Source organism: Mucilaginibacter rubeus (assembly GCF_014643835.1).
In the GTDB taxonomy this organism is placed as follows: domain Bacteria; phylum Bacteroidota; class Bacteroidia; order Sphingobacteriales; family Sphingobacteriaceae; genus Mucilaginibacter; species Mucilaginibacter rubeus.
Map to the genome: position 1 here is coordinate 1,086,405 of NZ_BMKD01000001.1, position 17,628 is coordinate 1,104,032.

Annotated in this window: 20 protein-coding genes; 4 read left to right on the forward strand and 16 right to left on the reverse strand. The window is 39.6% G+C overall.

Going from position 1 to position 17,628, the window contains the following annotated elements; all coding sequences use genetic code 11:
* Position 1: 1 nt before the first annotated feature.
* From IEX80_RS04375 to IEX80_RS04445, 15 genes are all read right to left on the reverse strand, one after another.
* Positions 2-349: a hypothetical protein gene (locus tag IEX80_RS04375; RefSeq protein ID WP_188832040.1), complete on the reverse strand. Its 348-nt coding sequence runs from the start codon at positions 347-349 to the stop codon at positions 2-4.
* Positions 346-735, reverse strand: a complete 390-nt coding sequence (locus IEX80_RS04380) for a hypothetical protein (protein ID WP_188832041.1) — start codon at positions 733-735, stop codon at positions 346-348. The genes IEX80_RS04375 and IEX80_RS04380 overlap by 4 nt, the downstream gene beginning before the upstream one ends.
* On the reverse strand, positions 732-1,367 hold the full coding sequence (locus tag IEX80_RS04385) for a ParA family protein (RefSeq protein WP_188832042.1): 636 nt from the start codon (positions 1,365-1,367) through the stop codon (positions 732-734). The genes IEX80_RS04380 and IEX80_RS04385 overlap by 4 nt, the downstream gene beginning before the upstream one ends.
* A 17-nt stretch (positions 1,368-1,384) precedes the next feature.
* On the reverse strand, positions 1,385-2,596 hold the full coding sequence (locus IEX80_RS04390; RefSeq protein ID WP_188832043.1) for a relaxase/mobilization nuclease domain-containing protein: 1,212 nt from the start codon (positions 2,594-2,596) through the stop codon (positions 1,385-1,387).
* A gap of 1 nt (position 2,597) precedes the next feature.
* On the reverse strand, positions 2,598-3,017 hold the full coding sequence (locus IEX80_RS04395) for a plasmid mobilization protein (RefSeq protein ID WP_188832044.1): 420 nt from the start codon (positions 3,015-3,017) through the stop codon (positions 2,598-2,600).
* Between the two features lie 188 nt (positions 3,018-3,205).
* Positions 3,206-3,805: a hypothetical protein gene (locus IEX80_RS04400; protein WP_188832045.1), complete on the reverse strand. Its 600-nt coding sequence runs from the start codon at positions 3,803-3,805 to the stop codon at positions 3,206-3,208.
* A 182-nt stretch (positions 3,806-3,987) separates the two neighbouring features.
* A complete protein-coding gene (locus tag IEX80_RS04405; RefSeq protein WP_188832046.1) occupies positions 3,988-4,284 on the reverse strand; it encodes a hypothetical protein in 297 nt (98 codons plus the stop codon).
* 297 nt (positions 4,285-4,581) lie between these two features.
* The gene (locus IEX80_RS04410) at positions 4,582-5,553 is read right to left on the reverse strand and encodes a DUF8464 domain-containing protein (protein WP_188832047.1); all 972 of its coding nucleotides are present in this window, start codon (positions 5,551-5,553) and stop codon (positions 4,582-4,584) included.
* A 30-nt stretch (positions 5,554-5,583) separates the two neighbouring features.
* Positions 5,584-5,859 (reverse strand): hypothetical protein, encoded by a 276-nt coding sequence (locus IEX80_RS04415; RefSeq protein ID WP_158993882.1) that lies wholly within the window; start codon positions 5,857-5,859, stop codon positions 5,584-5,586.
* Positions 5,828-6,529 (reverse strand): DUF8464 domain-containing protein, encoded by a 702-nt coding sequence (locus IEX80_RS04420; protein WP_188832048.1) that lies wholly within the window; start codon positions 6,527-6,529, stop codon positions 5,828-5,830. Before IEX80_RS04420 ends, IEX80_RS04415 begins: the two co-directional genes overlap by 32 nt.
* Positions 6,530-6,637: 108 nt before the next feature.
* A complete protein-coding gene (locus IEX80_RS04425) occupies positions 6,638-6,916 on the reverse strand; it encodes a hypothetical protein (RefSeq protein ID WP_188832049.1) in 279 nt (92 codons plus the stop codon).
* A gap of 207 nt (positions 6,917-7,123) precedes the next feature.
* Positions 7,124-7,804 (reverse strand): hypothetical protein, encoded by a 681-nt coding sequence (locus IEX80_RS04430; RefSeq protein WP_188832050.1) that lies wholly within the window; start codon positions 7,802-7,804, stop codon positions 7,124-7,126.
* Between the two features lie 145 nt (positions 7,805-7,949).
* Positions 7,950-8,891, reverse strand: coding sequence for a response regulator transcription factor (locus IEX80_RS04435; protein WP_229701509.1), 942 nt, complete (start codon positions 8,889-8,891; stop codon positions 7,950-7,952).
* Positions 8,878-9,450, reverse strand: a complete 573-nt coding sequence (locus IEX80_RS04440) for a GNAT family N-acetyltransferase (RefSeq protein ID WP_188832051.1) — start codon at positions 9,448-9,450, stop codon at positions 8,878-8,880. Before IEX80_RS04440 ends, IEX80_RS04435 begins: the two co-directional genes overlap by 14 nt.
* A gap of 281 nt (positions 9,451-9,731) precedes the next feature.
* Positions 9,732-10,106: a helix-turn-helix domain-containing protein gene (locus IEX80_RS04445; protein WP_188832052.1), complete on the reverse strand. Its 375-nt coding sequence runs from the start codon at positions 10,104-10,106 to the stop codon at positions 9,732-9,734.
* Between the two features lie 138 nt (positions 10,107-10,244).
* Between IEX80_RS04445 and IEX80_RS04450 the strand changes: the two genes are divergently transcribed.
* The 4 genes from IEX80_RS04450 to IEX80_RS04465 all read left to right on the forward strand — a co-directional run bounded on the left by IEX80_RS04450 (position 10,245) and on the right by IEX80_RS04465 (position 15,295).
* Complete coding sequence (locus tag IEX80_RS04450) at positions 10,245-10,940, forward strand: hypothetical protein (protein WP_188832053.1); 696 nt, start codon at positions 10,245-10,247, stop codon at positions 10,938-10,940.
* A gap of 277 nt (positions 10,941-11,217) precedes the next feature.
* Entirely contained in the window at positions 11,218-12,714 is a 1,497-nt protein-coding gene (locus IEX80_RS04455; RefSeq protein ID WP_188832054.1) for a HEPN domain-containing protein, read from the forward strand.
* A 276-nt stretch (positions 12,715-12,990) separates the two neighbouring features.
* Positions 12,991-14,325: a hypothetical protein gene (locus IEX80_RS04460; protein ID WP_188832055.1), complete on the forward strand. Its 1,335-nt coding sequence runs from the start codon at positions 12,991-12,993 to the stop codon at positions 14,323-14,325.
* 253 nt (positions 14,326-14,578) lie between these two features.
* Positions 14,579-15,295, forward strand: coding sequence for a hypothetical protein (locus IEX80_RS04465; protein ID WP_188832056.1), 717 nt, complete (start codon positions 14,579-14,581; stop codon positions 15,293-15,295).
* Between the two features lie 260 nt (positions 15,296-15,555).
* Here the strand turns inward: IEX80_RS04465 and IEX80_RS04470 are convergent, their stop codons facing one another.
* Entirely contained in the window at positions 15,556-17,628 is a 2,073-nt protein-coding gene (locus IEX80_RS04470) for a UvrD-helicase domain-containing protein (RefSeq protein ID WP_188832057.1), read from the reverse strand.

A 17,628-nucleotide genomic window follows, 5' to 3' on the forward strand; every position in this document is an offset into this window, starting at 1 on the left:
GTCAATAGGGTATTGCCTTGGTGTATTGCAGCAAGCCCGCCTGTGCAACTTTGATCAATTCTTTTAGGCTGACCGCACCTGTTGATTCTAATACAGGTGACGGATAGGCGGGCGCAGTTTCCTGGGCTGGAGATTCCCGCTGAGGTGCCGTCGCACCGTTTACCACATGCTCAGGCTCGTCATCGTAGACAATAATTTCGGGCTGGGAGTCTTCGGAAAAAAACAGGATATCCTGATCAGTTTCTCCGCCGGGTGCTTTCTGTTTCAGGTATAGGTCGGCTAAAATATTGACGGCGTAATAGCCCAGGTAAATGCCAATGAGCAATAGTATAAAATGGTTCCAGTTCATAATTCAATGGTTTGCAGGGATGCTTTGATGTAATTAATTAATTCGGGACGCTCTTTAAAAAAGCTGTCGAGGCTGTAAGCGATCAACTTGTTCATGTCGATACTTTTGGTCACTTTAAGTTGCTTGAGCATAAAGACTGTGCGGCCATCCAACCGGATCAATAGTTTTTCATTTCCGGTTAATTCGTAAGCGGTCAGTTCAGCAAATATGGTTTCCAGCTCTACTGATGGTTTTTCGGGCGGCGGCTTACCGGCTTTCTTCTTGACGGGTTTATCCTGATTGTTAGCGTTTGGTTGACTTTGCTTTTCCGTTTCGGGTTCTTCGATACCGGGTTGCTGACGCATTTTCTCCCTCAGTTCGTCGGCTAATGATCGTATTTTAGTCATATGGCCTCCTTTTTAAACAGGTATTGTTCGTAGATACAATTGAGCGTCGGCAATACGACCGGATACAGAATCAACGGGGTTTGAAACGTGCTGATGCGCTGGAAGTCGATCCGGTCGGGAAGGCTTGGAATGATGGGGCCAAATTGACGTATTACCTTCTCCACCTCGGCCTGGGTTTCATATTTAACCGTTTGTTTAATACGGTTAGGAATAAATATCATTGGAGCACGGTTATTGATCCGGCGCACTACCATTGCAAAAAGGATCGTTGAGTCCACCGTAAACTCGTCATAGGCAAAAGGACATATGATAAAGTCAGCTGCCGCGATTGCAGGGATCAGGCCGTCATCATCCATCTTGCCCGGCATGTCTAAAATGGCGATATCCTTTTTCTTTTTGCTGATTACCTGTAGCAGATCCGGGAATTGTTTTAGGTCGGTGGGCACCACGTCATAAAGTGGTTCATTCTCCAGTATTTTCGCTTTTTCTGCTTTGGCCGCGATAGATTGCTGGTAATCCATGTCCAGTATGGTAACTGGATGCTGATGGACAGTGGTGAGGTAGTTGGCCAGCAGCAGCGTGAGCGTACTTTTCCCTGCGCCACCTTTTTGGTTGCCGATAAGTATGATCATAAAATAAGTTTAAAGGGTTATCGTGTATTGGTTCTTGCCTTGCGTTTTCTTTTGCGGTTCCGGCCATTGATCTGCTCGTCGTCAATATCATCGGATAATTCAATTCGCAATGGCGGGACGTATATGCCTGGGGGTTGAAATCCTGTAAATTCGGTGTGATAATTTTCTATGTCATCAGCAAACCAATGCTCCGATTCGTCGCCATCAATTTGAGGGGGTTCAAAATCTTTGGATTCAAGAAATTCGGATATCTCTACAGGCTTATTGATGGTGGTTTGATTGGCTTGTTCAGGTGCCGATTTGATAAACTCGGCTAATGGCATCAGGTCACCGCCTTTATACACGGCTTTTTTTGCATGGTCAATTACCGTATATCCATAGGGTTGTTTACCGTCTTTGGCATGGAAGAAGATTTGAAGACCAAAATCTCTTTGCAGCATTCCGGCCAATTCGGAATTATAGCCTGTCGTTTTTCCTTCGCCGCCTCCTGCCAGTTTACTTGTTTCAGGAAAAAGTGCAGGGTTAAAATCGGGCCGGTATTTTTCAATGATGGCTCGCAATTGCTCTAACCGCTTTTTATTTTGCTGGTGATCGGCAATGCGTTCATCAACTTTTTCAACGGGCAGGCTATCCAGTTTTTTACCGAACTTGAAGATTTGATAAATACCATCTTTCAGATTTATGGTATATCCTTTTACTTCAAGCAACATCATGAACTGCGCCCTTGAACTGAAGTTGTAGGTTAAAGCATGGTTCTTATCTTTTTGTACCTGCAAGTTTTCGTCCAGGCCCATAACTTCATTCAATACCTGATAGCCCTTTATTCTTTCGTAACTATCCTTAACCTTTTTGCCATCCCTGCCGATACGCGTGGATACCAAGTGTACGTGGTTATTTTGAGTGTCCTTATGAAAAATAATCAAATAAGGATGGCTGCCATAACCCATTCCCTCCAACCACTTTTCGGCAATATCAGTTAACTCCGATTTGCTGTGATCCCTGCCTTTCGTTGAAATGGTAACATGCAGCTGTGGGTAAACGATACGTTTATTCTTATCGGTTACTGCCTCCAGGTAATTGACATAATCTTCTGCGCGTGGGTTAGAAAGTCCTGCTAATGCGCCGAAATTTTTTACCTCCATCAATTCACCTTTATCCAGCAGCATTTTGGCGAAACTGTAGCCGACACCCTTAAAAGAGGATGCAGGTCTTAAAAATTTAACGATCATATCAGCCCCGGATTAAACGTATAATTTGCCGGAGCGATTTTTCGGTATCGTTACGGATTCGGGCATATTCCCGGAAAAGCAGGTTGAACTCCTTCACCACCATTTCGTCGAGCCGTCCCCGCTTGTTCAGGATATTTGCATGCCTGGCCAGCTGATTGATGTTATTTCCTGCCCGGCCTAATTCTGCGCCCATTACATCCAGCCGATTTAAAACTTCGCGGGCGTTAACCAGTTGTTTATGCTGGCTGCCTAAAAGGCGGTGCCGGATCAGGTCGGTATGGTTCATACCGAGTTCCTTTTCTAAAGCAAAAAGCTTGTTGTATTCATCCTCGGTCAGCCTCGCCCGGATGAAGCGTTCCTTTTTTCCCTGTTGTAATTCGGGTCGCCCCGATTTTTTAAAAGGCTTGCGGGGTTGATCCATCGGCTTATTTTTTTAAAAGGAAAACCAAGTTGCGCAGGTTTTCCCATCCCATGGCGCTTTGCGGCAATGGGCAAGTAAGTTTTTGTGACACAAAAACACAACTTGCCGCTTGAAAAACAAACGGGGGGCTGTGTAAACGGCTATACATATATGCAGCTATATTCAGGCGCTGGAAAAAAAAAGCCCTGTTAAAACAGGGCCAGTTGTACCGAATTTATTTGTGCCTGTTTAATGGCATTCAGGGTTAGCAGGATAACGCTTTGCTTAAAATTGGTGGTGTCGGTATGGCCGATAACGGCGGTCATTTTGGCCTTTAGGTCATTTAACCCGGCTGTTAAGGCTTCCTGACGGCTGTTAAATTGCTTATCGTAAACGGAGATATGCGACCCGCCGCCAGCCAACCCGTAATTATAATCCAGGGTATAAGTCCAGATAGGATTTTGCCCCCGGCCTAAATAAAGAATACTGTGTTCGCTGAACCTGTCGGGATTCCCTAATATAATATCCTCCCGTTCCAGGAATTTTGGTTGAATAAACCAGCCGTTTTTATCAAAACCTATTTCCGTAAAGCCAAATTCCAGTCCTTTACGATAGGCATAAACATTCATGGTCATGTGCCTTAGATCCTTTCCAAAGCTATTAAACCAGTCCAGTTTAGCTTGGTTATTTTGTTCTACCGCTTCGAGCATCTCGTTTAAAAGATGTTTTTCATAAGGCACAAGGCAGCTTTTGTTGATGTAATCCGTAATTACGTTTTGCGATTGAGGGCTTAAAATCAGATTTTCCATGACATACATTTAGTTTTTTTATGGAGGTATGAAAAGCGTTTGCCTGACCTGTCAAGGGCCGTGATGCAATCGCGGTTTATATACCCTTGACAGGTCAAAAAGGCAAAACGCAATACCTTTGCATACTAAAAAACTAAATGGTTAAGGAAAGCTGGCCAGCAAAAAGAAAAGTATTAAGGACATCAATCAAGCAATTTATCTTCTAAGGATTTGACCTTTATATCTGAGATTCTATGCTTCTCCTTCAGTTCCGCAATTTGCCTGCGGTATTTTTCGCATTTGATCCGCAATTTGTGGCTGCCGTGCAGATGTCCCATCTTCCAGCCTTCAGAATAAGAGGACGTTTCATAAAATTCTGTTGGGTCAAAGGGCGCATAACTGCCTGAATACCATTTTAGAAAAGAATAATAAAGGTATCGGCCGGAAAAATAAGTGAGTGTAACGACAAAGATTTTTGTCCAGGTGATGGTGATTTCCATAAGTTTTAATGTTTATATATGAATAGGTAACTATGCAGATAGCTGTATATGTAGCTATGCCAATAGAGGTCTATCGGACTATATAAATAAGCACATAGCTGGTTAGCGATTTATACCTATAGCTGATTAGCTGAATAGTTATTTATATAAATATTCGGATAGTTGAATAAATGACTAAGTGGATATATAACTAAAGAGATATTCCTATAGCTGTATAAACAGCTAAGCGTTTATATAACTTGCAATCTATCCAGTTAGCTGTATATTGGTATATCCGTATATATAGCTATAAAGGAATTACCTGCGCAGGCCGGTCTTTACCAGGTTATTGGTATCGGTGGCGGGAAGGCGATAGAGATTAGCCAGTTCGGATACCAGCCGTTGATTATAATCCTTGAAACCGACATAATTTGGAGCGCTGTTATGAGTCAGTGGGTAGGCATTTACAAAAGTCCGGCTTGCATCTTCACCGGCCTCATCATTGTCAAAAAAGATGGTTCTATCATTAAAATCTGAAGCTCGTTTGATGGCCGCTTCGATAAATGTTACCCCATTTAATAAAATGACTGTTTCACCGTCATCCTGCTGTTCAAACTTCCAGCTGAGGTAATCGATCATTCCTTCAAACAAGGCCAGCCGATCAGAGTCACCGGAAATTATGGTTAATCCCTTCGGGCCGAGGCATCCTTTAAAGTAAGGATTGTTGACCTCCCAACCACCATTTTCATTTTTCCAGCCTGCCGAAAAAAAGTATTTGCGGAGTTTTTTTTCGTCCTCGATATAATAATATACTTCCTTTAAATGCTGGTGAGCGACCGGCCATATGCCCCTGGATTGCAGGTAGTTTGTAATGGCTGGGTTATTACCGAGGTCTTTAACTTCTGAAATTTTATAATTAGGTATTTTGGTTGCTTTTCTTGGCCTAAAGTTTTCGCGGTTTGTAGAGGGTGCCGCTCCTGGTTCAATATTACAGGTTTCATTTATTCTCTCCAATACGTCTCTGAAACCGAGTGGGTACCAATAAGCCAGCGCAAGGTCAATCACGTTGCCGCCTTTAATGCCCGATGGATTAGCGCCCCCCCAATCGTACCAAACACCGAGTTTGTCATCAACACAAAAAGAGGGTGTGCGTTCTTCCCGCAGCATACTCAAATAAAAAAGTTCTTTGCCGGATTTGTAGGCCGGGTGATAGCCCAACCGGGCTAAAAAGTCAACCGGGGAAACCTGTTCCCTGATTTCCTGCGCATTGTAGTTAATTAATGTATTCATTTGTTTTGCAATTTGTAAATGGGTCAAATCCTACAGATAGCGTAAAAGTTCAATGGATTTGGCTATCGCCGCTACTTCCAGCCTATCAATGCGCCAAACGGCGGAATGATCCCCGTCTTTGCGTATGGTGAGTATTCCTTTTTCAGCCCAATTTTCGATATTGGCCCGCCCGTATTTTCGGAATGCTTCCGACTTTTTGAGGTAGGGTTTCAGTTTACCTACTTTGGTTAGCGCCTGGATAGCGCCCATTTCGGCAGCTTCCCGGATGATAAGTTTAAGCTGCTGCGTTGATAGGGTCAAATCCATCGCCAGAAGATTTAATGAGCGTTATTTGTTCCTGGTCGAAGCATACCGTTACTGAGTTGAACTTGAGGGCTCTCATTTTGGCTGCGCCCAGAAATTCAGGGTAATTCAGGATCAGGATGTTGGGGTAATACTGCTTATGAAAATACCGCCAGTAGAGGTAAGCGGTAAACTCCTCGAAAATAACGAGGTGGCCAGCTTCACCGGAAATAAAGGTCATTCCTTTGGGGCCGAGACAACCTGTGAAATTGGGATGCCTGATTTCCCAGCCTCCATTTTCGTTTGGCCAGCCAACGGCACAAAACTCCCTACGCTTTTTATTTTGGTCTACTTTATAATAGTAAACTTCCCGGAGGTCAGCTGTCACTAATTCCGATAATCCTTCCGAATGCAGACAGGCGGCAACAGCCGGTGTTTCGCCTAAGGGCAGTGTATGTTGCACTCGGTAGTAAGGTAGTTCAGCCGCTTTTCTTTTACGGTAATCTCTGTGGTGCTGGTTAGCTGTATTCATCGTATTATAATTTAATGGGAACCGGCAATGGGTAACGAACCCAAACAATTCACTTTTACCGGTTGATAAAAATCCGGGACTACCTGCGTTGGCCTGTACAGACCATGCCCAAACGGGCTGCCCAGGGTTCGCTGTTGTCCAGTCCCGCCTGTGCTTTTGCATAGCACGGGTTACTGTAGCTGCTTCCTGATTCCCGGCTCAATGCCGGGTAATGCTTCATCCCATGATGTCAAAAAACGTTCATTAACCTGTCCGCCGAAGCGGGAAGGTTTATCTGTCCGAAACCGGCAGATAGGTTCCGCGATTACTGGCCGCTGCAATAGCTTCCAGTTTTTCTCGGTCAATGCCTGATTTTGAGATGTAGATTTGGCCCTTTAAAGGCTTGAATAAGCCTTCGGAAATCCAGCGGTCAACCTGTGAACGGCCATACAGCCGGTAGGCTTCCGCTTTGCTGACACTCGCAGTTTGAATGTTTGTTTCTGATAGCGCTTTAGCGGTGCCACCGGTAACAGATTCAAGAAAAATACGTGTCAGTTCAGCCTGTTTCATCGTTATCCCTTTGGTGATTATGGGAGCAAAGTACATCGGATTTGGAATGCCCAAAAAGCGCAACTTTTATCTGCGCCCTGATTTGCGCCCTTGCGCCTTGCTGATTTTCAGGGCGTTATTTTGAGGTGGCTTTTTTAATTTTTTAAAAAAAATACATAAAAAGCCCCACCGAAAACGGGAGGCTTTCAAATGAAAACGGATTATGCGTTAATAGCCCTTAATTTTTAAAATGAGTTTTTCCAGGGTTGCGATGGCCACTTCCTTGTCGCTCTGTTCGATATGGTAAGTACTTTTGCGCATACTATCCCAGGAAAGGTTTTTGTTCTTATCGGTAGATAGGTATGGAACAACTGAACGAAAAATTACACTCATAGAACTGGCCAGTACTGTTTTGGTATCGTCGGCGGCCTTGAGAATAATACCGATCTGGTCGGCGCTAAGTTTGCATAATAATTTAGAAACCACCATACGCTTAGCTGGCGTCATGCTATTATCAGCCCCGGTTTCCGTTATATATTTACCATACCTTTTTTTAAAGACGATGCCCATATTTCGGATATAAAAAATAATGGTTTCCCCTGTTGTGGCTAAAGGGTGGTCTTCGGGGTATGCGGCCAGGTTTTCCATGGCTTGCCGTTCCAGCAGTATGAGTGAATCATAATATTGCGTGACAGTTGCCTTTATTTTCTTGGAAGAAATAAGATAAAATGTGCTCGCTTTTAGATCCCTTAATACACTTTGCAATTCCTGGTCGAATTGGCCTGCAATAATTTCAAGCTGTTGAAATTCTAATTCAATAACATTTGTTTTTTCCGGGTTTAATGTCACCTCCACCACCTCATCCAACCAGGCATAAGGATAGGCCCGTCCCCACGTTTTCTTATACATTTATGCGCCTTTCTGTTTTTGTCGTTTTGCGTTATCTTTTTAATTATTACGCAAAATAGATGTGGAATAAGCCGTTGAGCAATAGGGGATTTCACTCATTTAACAGAATAGGTATAAACCACTACGAAGATTTTATCGCGATATTTTAGGATGGAAATAATTTATGGAGCAGCGCTACTTTATTTTTTACGCTTGTTTTTTCATAAATATTCTGCATGTGATTTTCAACGGTTTTCCCCGCTATAAAAAGTTTATTCGATATTTCCCGGTAGGTTAAGCCTTCTCTCACCAAAAGCACAATTTCAATTTCCCGATTAGTAAGTTTGTAATAGCGGAACATTTCCTCAAGATTATTCCTCTGGGCACCCCCCGTATTGAATTCCAACAACTGTTCGTATTCAACTCTTGCATTTCTGATCGATCTTGAAATAAAAAGAATACTTAGGATAACAATTCCTGTATTTGTGCATAAAACCTCTAGAAGCTGACTTGATTCTACCAACCCGAAAAAAGTCAATGCGAGCCACGGAATAACCGCGCAATACATTGCGATCTCCTCTAAATATTGATTTCTATTTCTTTCAGTTTCATGTTTTTTTCTTATTGCCTTAAATATCACCCAAAGTAGTATTACTGCGTAGATGAATGGAACAATCATCCCAAATTTAATATCTACGTTAAGTTTTCCGTTTATAGCGTAAACAATGACAAAGAAAATTAAATACGGCAACATTAAGAATAGAGGAACCCCGTACAATGCATGCCAGCGCAAGGTTTTTAAATCGAATGCTTTATAAAAATAAAACGGGAAAAAAGATGCCATCAAAAATCCACTTCCATAAGCTATCATTAACTGGGTGGGGACAGGAATATTGATTTTGGGATCGGGAAATAGACCTCCAGTAATATTATAAAATTGAAAAAGAAGAAGTAATAAAAGATACCATAAGCGCATCTTATCCTGCGGCCGAAACAAATAATAAAGTATCTGGAAAAAAAACATGCAGAATTCCAGCACTATAAAAATGAAGGTGACAATGTGAATTTGCGTACCGAACACCAGCATAATTCCCTTAGTTTTGATCAACTTTAAGGAAAAAAAGCGTGTAACCCAGCTCTAATTTTGCATAAATTTCAAATCCAAATCGTTTGTACCAAGGTAGGTTTATGACAGTTGATGTTTCTAAAAATACAGGCAAATGTTCTTTCGTTTTCGCCTCTATAATTTCAGTAAGCAATTTGCTTCCAATTCCCGTATGCTGAGAACTTGGTATTACTCCGATAAACCAGAGGTAAGCCATGTCGATTTTCGGTTGCAATTTTTTTATTGCAGCCTCCCGTTTTAACGCTTTAAAAATGCGCGTTACTCCGATTGCCTTGAAGATTAAATTGATGTCCAGCCAAATAGCTTTAAAACTAAAATGCTTTTTTTGCGGATATAGAATTAACGCACAAGCGTCCATATCATCGGAAAGGTATATACTACCAAAAAGGTAACATTGCTCAAAAGAATAATCCATTAGAGCTTTTATTTGGGTTTTATTGTGCTTCTCGCTTATGATATAATTTACGCTTTGATTGTCGTAAAATGAAAGGGTTAGAATATCAATGACAATTTTTTTGTCACTGTAAATGGCTTTTTTCATAGAATAAGTAGGCGGTTAAATAAAATCAAATCGTTTTTGGCTTAGACTTAACTAAACGTAAAAATAATACGCTATTATATAACAATACGCTACATTAAATGATTTAAGTTGCCTTTTAGTTAATAAACATCGATATAATTTACCTCCTAATGACGATGTTGCAGGAAACCGTTGGACAGACGGCAGTAAAGTCTATTCCTTCAGTTAGAAATTATTTAATAAAAAAAAAGCAGGTATTGTTGATACCTGCCTTTTTTAGAAGTTGTAAAAAAGTACGAGCTTTACTTTTTTAAAAGGTCATTTTTCTCTTGTTCGCTTTTCAACAACCGTTCATACAATTCAACCACCTTATCTAATGGATTGAATGTACAATGATGTTGGCTGATATGGTTTGCACCATGATTGTTTGACCCCTCATAATTATTTTGAATATTGTAAATTACAGCCTCATCGCTATAGTTCTTAATTGCTTCGGAGGATACGCCTAACGCATCGGCAATCTTCTCTAATATCTCATCCTCAACTTTCTCACTTTGTTCAATTTTAGAAATAGCCTGCTGGCTAACACCGAGAAGCGTAGCTAAAGCTTCTTGCTTCATACCGATAATTTCTCGCACCCTACTTATTTTTCGCCCAATCTTTAAAGTTTCTGCCATGGTTAAAATTACCCTTAAACTGTAAATGTACAAAACATTGCATTTAATGTAAAACACAATCATTAATGGTTCGGTACATTCTTCACTTATAGTTCCTTTGTCTCACCAGTCAAAACAGGCAGGTAGTAAGTAACGGTTATGAATTTTGGCCAGGTCGCACCATGGGAGAATTACCCTAAATATTTAAACTTTAAAGAGATCCAGAACCCTTTGCTTGTCTTGGACGAGTTTTTTGGGGATTGGGTTGAGATTCATTTGGGCGAATTAAAAAAATGGAAAAAATACGCATTGAGCAGTAAGGTTTATCGGGGTGAAATGCACGGCCCCGGTGAATTGGTTTTCATCTATGACCGGAATATCCGTCTACTCGAAGCATGTTATTTGCTTCTGTGCAGCTACGAATATGGCTATGGCAAACGAAACAAAGTAACTGATGCTATCCTGGAAAAGGGGCAACAAGAATGGGCTTTTTTTCCTGATAATTTATCCAAATCGGAATTGCTTGATCCTTACAAGCGGATTAAGAAGGTGTTCAAAAAAGCCAACCTGGTGGACTATCGCGAAAATTTGAAAGAATGGATGCTTTTTGCATTGTATACCTTGCCAATTGATGAGGGAGAATTGAGCATTGGCATGACAAACATTTATGAAAATATGTGTAAGTTATACTCTGCCGCATGGATCATTAATCAGGTTGAAGGTACTGATTCAAGACTTAATGACGAATACCGGAACAGCCTCACACCATTAGGCAAATTAATATTGGAGGCAAATCACAATGCCCCGTCGATAGAGGCTGATAGTAAGGCAAGCGATGGTTCGGCTGAAGACTAATTGAATCACCATGGCTTTTGCGGTTTGAGTTGTGCACCGCTTATCAAGAATTAGATAGATGCTTTTTGTTTGACAGCCAGGACACAGTAGTGTAAGGCAGCAAATGTGCTGCCTGCATTGCTGTCGTTAAATAGACGTATTGGAAGATTCTTATTATCAAAAAGTTTTATTATACAACCAAAGAATGGTAAAGTACAAACATCTGTGGTTCGGTACACCAATAAGTCATTGTTCCTTTGCATTGTTGGTTAATGAAAACCCAACTTAATTGAATATTATGGATTACGAAAATATAGCACCTTGGGAACATTATCCAAAGCATTTGCGCTTTAATGAAATTCAAAACCCGCTTTATGTCATTAGTGACTTTTACTCAACTGGCTGGCCAAAGGACCATAAAAAAAATTTAAAAACATGGCGCTATTACGTAACCCACGAAGGATATTATAAAGGTAAAGATGGACATGGGCCAGGGACGTTATTATTTGAGTATGATATGAACCTAAGATTTATTGAGGCAATGCATCTTTTACTCATTGATTACAAACGACACTCATATGATTATAAAATTGCAACACCAGAACAACTAAAAGAAGAACAAAAAAAATGGGCCTATTTCCCCAAAAATCTCTCTGATGATGAACTTGCAAATCCTTTCATTGCAATAAAAAAATCTTTTAAGGTTTTAAAACCCCAACATTATAGAGATCAATTACATGAATGGCTTCACTCATCGTTATATAATATTCCATCAGATGATGTTCTAAATGCTGGTGACATAATTGTAGTGTACGAAAGCTTATTGAAACTATATGCCGCAGGGTGGCTAATCCATCAGCGCGAGACAAAAGAAGTTTACCTTGAAAAATCTTTATTAAGCCAAGCTAAATTGGGGACACTGGATAGGGAAAGCATAGACGAGGAAATACAACTACAACAAATACATCCCGAATTAACTGAGGCTCAAGAAAGGCAATTAGAAGAAATTAGAGACCTTATAATCAAGCGAATACCATGTGTGAGGATGATTGTGGCGTTGGGAACAAGTAACGACCCTTTTAATTACTATCTAACGGTTCTAATAAACGACAATGAAAGAACCCCGGAACATGAAGTAGGCAATAAGATTGAAGATCATTGCAGATTTCTCGCCAACGTGTTCACATTTGTTAGCAAAGAAAGCAGCGCGCGAAATGCAGTTTTGGCTGGCAAGCGTTTCTGGAACATTGTAATGCTTAAAGGTATTAAAATATATGAGGGCAAAAATGTCAAAATTCCGGAGCCACAAGAAATTCCAAAAGCTATTTGGTTGGATAGAGTTAATCACGACTGGCACAGATGGGGGCGACAGGGAAAAGAATTTATGAAAGGCGCTACGTACTATATTGCAGAAGGGTCTGACACCCTCGCATTATTTATGCTACATCAGGTTGTTGAAAATAGTCTAATGGCAATCATTAAGCTGTTTTTAGGATATCGTCCATCTGCACATAATTTACGCCGAATGCTAAATATTACATTACTTCTTACACCGAAACTCGCCGAAATTTTCGAACTGGAAAGTAAAGAAGGCTCGCAACTCTTTTCGATACTTCAAACCGGTTATTCAGATGCGCGGTACAAAAATGATTTTCAGATTGACAAGAACATTTTACCATTACTACAACAAAAAGTCGAATTAATTCTGATAACAACGGAAAATATATACAAGCAATTCATTACAGGTTTTACGATGGAAGAAATAAAGGTTGACACCCCGTTGGATCGCAATTGAGCTGGGTGACTTTTGGTCACTCAGTTTATTGCCGACGAAATTCGCTAGGACGAAAGGCAAAAGGCTTGGGGCATTATTTATGTCCCTCGCTTTAATGCCAAAAAAAATTAAAAGGCACCGCTAAGCGCCCGAGTAGTTAAGGGAGGTGGTTTGTGTATCACGCCACCTTACCTGGCTACTTTAAAGACCCGGACACCTGTGTAGGACGCAGTAGATTAGGCGGGCGGTAGTACCAGATACCGTCTTGCCTACCTACTTGCTAAAAAACAATTTAAGATGAAAAAAAGCAAAATTAAAGCTACTTCCGAAGAATTATATAATGAATTATATTTTTACAAAATTGCTTTTGAAAACAGTAATCAGATATTAACTAATGAAGTTTTGGAAAAGCATTTTCTAAAACCAGTAATATTAAACAAGGCGATAAAAAAGCTTCATAACGAATTCCTTAGCTTTAACGCAGGAGTAATAGGGATTGCTCTAAAGGATAAGGAAACCCTTGTTCAGAAATTTTTTATCGGGATTGAGAAAGACGCTATCTACGTCGCCTGCAATTGCGGAATGCCGTCGCAAGAACTTTGTGAACACACTTTCTACGGATTAGGGAGGTTTATAAAAGGGCATAATGGCGATTTTAAGCCCTATTATTGGCCAGGCATCGAAATCGATAATCACGGCTTGTGTAAATATTTAGACATAAAAATTTCTTGGCATGAAATTTCAATTCATCCCAAAAAAGAATTAGGTCGCTTGTTTATTACAAGTCGAGGCTTTGACGAAATTGATCGAATTTTATTTGATGAAAAAGGCTCGCAAATTAGCATAAAGAAAAATGGGTATGAAAAATTAATTGGCTATCATTTTATATATAACGCAAACCAAGGAGAACGTGCGCATTTCCCCTTTTTACTGCCATTTATTGGAGTTGCAAACAACACTGACGATATCCTTTCTTATGAAACATATTTGATGCATGATGATAGATCAATTGGCGACATTTCTTTAACAAACGATCAAATATTACTTAATGATATCTGTCATAAAATGCAAAATTTGGCCTCATCAACAAGAGGGGATAGATTATGCTGCTTGAAAGATAAGTTATCACAAAGTCAAATGGTTGAAATACTGGGGTTATGGCAACAAGCTATCCCATTAATTAAAAAACAGCCATACGTTAAAGCAAGTTATTCATTCGATATGAGAAGTCTCGCGGAAAAACCTGGAAAAAAAGACGCGGAGGATTTCAAAATTGATAATGGGACATTAAGTATTTCCTTTTTTCTAAAGGAACATGAAGACTTTTTTTCGTTGGAACCTATAATACATGTTTACGAGAAGGACATAACGGAGTCTTTCTGGAAATTCCCGTTTTTCATCGTTGATCCTCTTAGACCAAGCTACTACCATTTCCATTTAGTTGACAATATTCAGGATGATACTATCTTGGAATGGTTTACTTTAGGTGGAAATAAGTTGACCGTTTTAAAACAAGATTTTGAGGAATTCAATAATAAATTTCTCATCAAGATCAGAGAACACTATGTGGTCTATTATCTGCCTCTCAAATCCAGAAAAAGAAGTTTATTAAAGAACCAAGTTTTTTTATAACCTCAAACAATGCCGCTTGGTACCGCCAGGAATGAAGGCAAGCAGTTGAATTCAACTGCTTCGCCTTCTTAAATTTACCTCTAAAAGAAAATTTCTCAGGCCCCAGATTGCGTGGGGGGTGATTGAATAGCAGTCACCCACCCATACTGCTGGATAAATCAACAAACTGGTATCCAGGAAAATATTTGAATTAGTATAATTGAAAGACATCCGTAACTTTGATAATATGGCGTCATTAAAGACATATTTTATTATGTTAAAGCTACTTTTAAGCGGCTACAGTGAAACCCACCAAAAAGAGGAATTATATCTGCACGACGCACTAAGAAAGGCCGAATCTGAAGATGATTTTAAAAGTATTTGCACTGTGCTTGGTAAATCAGGCGGCCTCTTCTGTGTTCCTACGCTAATGGCTTTTGCAAAAGAGAAGAATGCTAATAAAGCTAATGCTGCTATTGATACACTTGTACAAATTCGTGAAAGGGTAATTGAACACGATAACCCAGATATGAAGGACTTTTTTTCACCGACATTTTGGCAACCACGTTGGATTGGAACCAAGGATAGTTTTATTAGTTATGTCGCTTGTATCGCCGGGATTTTCGATAAAGAAGATCCATTTGACGGTGATAATTTAGATGAAACGGCTGAAAAGTTAATGTGCGAGATACAGGTTGATCTTTATCCACACGAGACTTTTCGTGAGTTAAGATTGTGCTCTCCTGGCTGGGAGGCAAAAGAAGATTTTGTAAACCTATTAACCGAAATTGAAAGCGACACGCTTATGCAAAATATGCTTTTAGATCTTACAATCAAAAAAAGTCCCGAAGCTTTATATGAAGAAAATATGATTAATATGCGCTGTGATTATCTTTTAACAAGGTTAAATTTCCATGTTGATTATCACACTCTACATTATTTGTTGAAGGTTGCTGAGCAGTTAAATCGACCAACTAAAAACACAGACTAATTGACTTTTTTATATTATAATAATTGATATGTGCTATTAGATCGCCATATAGTTTGCCGATACACTTTGCACGGAGCACTGGCGTCAATGGAATTAACCCCATTTGCCAAAAAACATTACAGTTGTGTTTTGTCAGTCGCCTGAAAATAAGAATTCAGTTTACGACTAACATATTATTGTTTGCTTAGTAAATACTTAACCTCCACTTTTACACAAATTTAGACGTATATTCAATTCAATGAATCTAAATAAAATGTAATTTAAAACCAGCTACTTTTTTCCCCAACACCTGTAATTATTATAGATTGTATGGCCCTCGAAAAAACCACATAATAAAGAGATCTTTCCTGTTGGTCATATGAATCTCGTTCTCTATCAGTCAGATTAGAGTAGTTAGCAAATTTATAGGGTACACTTAACTCAGACATCCCTTTAACAAAAACGACTTTAAATTCATGCCCCTTCATATTATGGAAAGTCGAAACGTTTATGGCGTTGATATTTTGTTTTGCGCTATTGAGGTCTAAATATTTAATATTTGCTGAATTAAGCGACTTCTTGAGATCGTCTAAACCACCATTCGTGCGTGAGCACAAGCTAATTTCGCTTGGCTGTATTTCACCGCCACCTATATACACTTTCAGCTTGTCCAATATGAATTCATCTTCTTCCTCTGGCGTAACAAATGTTTGATAAAAAGGCTCATTGCCATGCATTAATGATAGATAGCCTTTTAAGTTTTCATGATTTCCATCGAAATCATCCACTTGCAAATTGGATACGACTTTCATTGCAAGATGTTTTATTTCTTCGGTTGTTCGATAATTGATTTTTAATTTACGACTTCTTCTTCCCCTTACAATGATTCCCGATCTTGCGAAATTAAGCGTCCTTTTATATATGTTTTGATAGGGATCGCCAACCAAAAACATATCATTTTCCTTTTCTTCAACCAATGATCTCAACAAACTCAGCTCCGGGTTACTAAAGTCCTGGATCTCATCACATATTAAATATGAATATGGTTTGGTTTTCTGTTTTCTAAAATAGTCAGCCAGCAAATTGCATAATTCTAATTTAGAATAATTTCCTGCCTTTTGTTTTTTGAATTCTTCAACTACCGCCCAAATATCGATTTTGTCTTTTTTGCCAATCCGGGAGTTTCGACCAATTCTCGAAGCAGTATTATATTCCGCTAAAGACGATATATTTTGGGGTAAGATTATCTCATTATATTCGGAAAAGAAAAATTCTACATCAAATTGAGATGGATATTTTTCCAAAGACTGGCTCCAAATCCCTTTCTCTTGTTCAGCTGAAAAGTAACCCACTTTAGAGTTAAATATTCTGTATTCAGAATTGTTGGCTAAGTCAAAGATCAATTTGTCAATATTAATAATCTCGACCTGACTTTCTAAGAGACCTAAACCCTTTATGGTGTCCTGCAAATACCCCGTCAAACTTTTGGTGTAAGTAGTAAATAACACAGGACGATCAAAAATTCCGGCATTGTCAATAAGGAATTTTGCGCGGTGTAAAGCACAAACAGTTTTGCCAGTACCGGCCCCACCGGTTACCTTAACCGGGCCATTAAAATTGCGATAAGCTAAGGTACGTTGACTTGGGTGCAAAAAGATTTTCCATTTTTCAAAGCTGCCATTCAAAACTTCTTCCAATTGCGTATCGTCTGTTAGTATAAACGCATGTTTCAAAGCATTGCTGCTTTCCATAGGATTTTCATTGGTTTTACCAGTCTCAATATCTTCAAGTATTTCTTGAAGCGGAATCCCTTCTGCTATATAAAACAAGTATTCATATAAATCTACCGGCAGATTGTTTTTGCAATTGTTAAGATCATCAACAGACGATATCGATCTTATTAAACCTATCATCTGTTCAGGAGCGCCTATTGACAATAGATTAGCATCGGTCAGATTGTCAAAAAGTGGCGTTTCCTCCTTAACAAACGCTTCTTTAATAACTTGTTCCTGGGGTTGTTCAAAAAGCTGAAAACCCTGCGTTTCAAGGTTCCATTTGAATATTTTATTTTTCGCCCAATCCATCGCTTCGTCATGGTTATCAACCCAGAGCAGATGATACCCATTCCCCTTTTCAGGAGCCTGGACTATAGCCCTGTATTTATCAGTAACGCGAACGGTTCTTAAGCTCTGATCAGCAAACGAACTTATTTTTTCATAGTTAATTGCGGATGATGTGGGGTTTTCTCTGAACTTCTTCAAAAGATCCCTTGTTTGCTTTTGAATATGTTTTGGCAAAGAGGAAAATGAATCAAAAAATGAGTCGTGTATAAACAGTTGTATATCGTGATTCAT

Excerpts from the sequence above, each read along its gene's own strand:
- IEX80_RS04375 (WP_188832040.1), bottom strand. The coding sequence starts at position 349 with ATGAACTGGAACCATTTTATACTATTGCTCATTGGCATTTACCTGGGC.
- IEX80_RS04380 (WP_188832041.1), bottom strand. The coding sequence starts at position 735 with ATGACTAAAATACGATCATTAGCCGACGAACTGAGGGAGAAAATGCGT.
- IEX80_RS04385 (WP_188832042.1), bottom strand. The coding sequence starts at position 1,367 with ATGATCATACTTATCGGCAACCAAAAAGGTGGCGCAGGGAAAAGTACG.
- IEX80_RS04390 (WP_188832043.1), bottom strand. The coding sequence starts at position 2,596 with ATGATCGTTAAATTTTTAAGACCTGCATCCTCTTTTAAGGGTGTCGGC.
- IEX80_RS04395 (WP_188832044.1), bottom strand. The coding sequence starts at position 3,017 with ATGGATCAACCCCGCAAGCCTTTTAAAAAATCGGGGCGACCCGAATTA.
- IEX80_RS04400 (WP_188832045.1), bottom strand. The coding sequence starts at position 3,805 with ATGGAAAATCTGATTTTAAGCCCTCAATCGCAAAACGTAATTACGGAT.
- IEX80_RS04405 (WP_188832046.1), bottom strand. The coding sequence starts at position 4,284 with ATGGAAATCACCATCACCTGGACAAAAATCTTTGTCGTTACACTCACT.
- IEX80_RS04410 (WP_188832047.1), bottom strand. The coding sequence starts at position 5,553 with ATGAATACATTAATTAACTACAATGCGCAGGAAATCAGGGAACAGGTT.
- IEX80_RS04415 (WP_158993882.1), bottom strand. The coding sequence starts at position 5,859 with ATGGATTTGACCCTATCAACGCAGCAGCTTAAACTTATCATCCGGGAA.
- IEX80_RS04420 (WP_188832048.1), bottom strand. The coding sequence starts at position 6,529 with ATGCAAAAGCACAGGCGGGACTGGACAACAGCGAACCCTGGGCAGCCC.
- IEX80_RS04425 (WP_188832049.1), bottom strand. The coding sequence starts at position 6,916 with ATGAAACAGGCTGAACTGACACGTATTTTTCTTGAATCTGTTACCGGT.
- IEX80_RS04430 (WP_188832050.1), bottom strand. The coding sequence starts at position 7,804 with ATGTATAAGAAAACGTGGGGACGGGCCTATCCTTATGCCTGGTTGGAT.
- IEX80_RS04440 (WP_188832051.1), bottom strand. The coding sequence starts at position 9,450 with ATGAAAAAAGCCATTTACAGTGACAAAAAAATTGTCATTGATATTCTA.
- IEX80_RS04445 (WP_188832052.1), bottom strand. The coding sequence starts at position 10,106 with ATGGCAGAAACTTTAAAGATTGGGCGAAAAATAAGTAGGGTGCGAGAA.
- IEX80_RS04450 (WP_188832053.1), top strand. The coding sequence starts at position 10,245 with ATGAATTTTGGCCAGGTCGCACCATGGGAGAATTACCCTAAATATTTA.
- IEX80_RS04455 (WP_188832054.1), top strand. The coding sequence starts at position 11,218 with ATGGATTACGAAAATATAGCACCTTGGGAACATTATCCAAAGCATTTG.
- IEX80_RS04460 (WP_188832055.1), top strand. The coding sequence starts at position 12,991 with ATGAAAAAAAGCAAAATTAAAGCTACTTCCGAAGAATTATATAATGAA.
- IEX80_RS04465 (WP_188832056.1), top strand. The coding sequence starts at position 14,579 with ATGTTAAAGCTACTTTTAAGCGGCTACAGTGAAACCCACCAAAAAGAG.
- IEX80_RS04470 (WP_188832057.1), bottom strand. The coding sequence starts at position 17,628 with ATGAATCACGATATACAACTGTTTATACACGACTCATTTTTTGATTCA.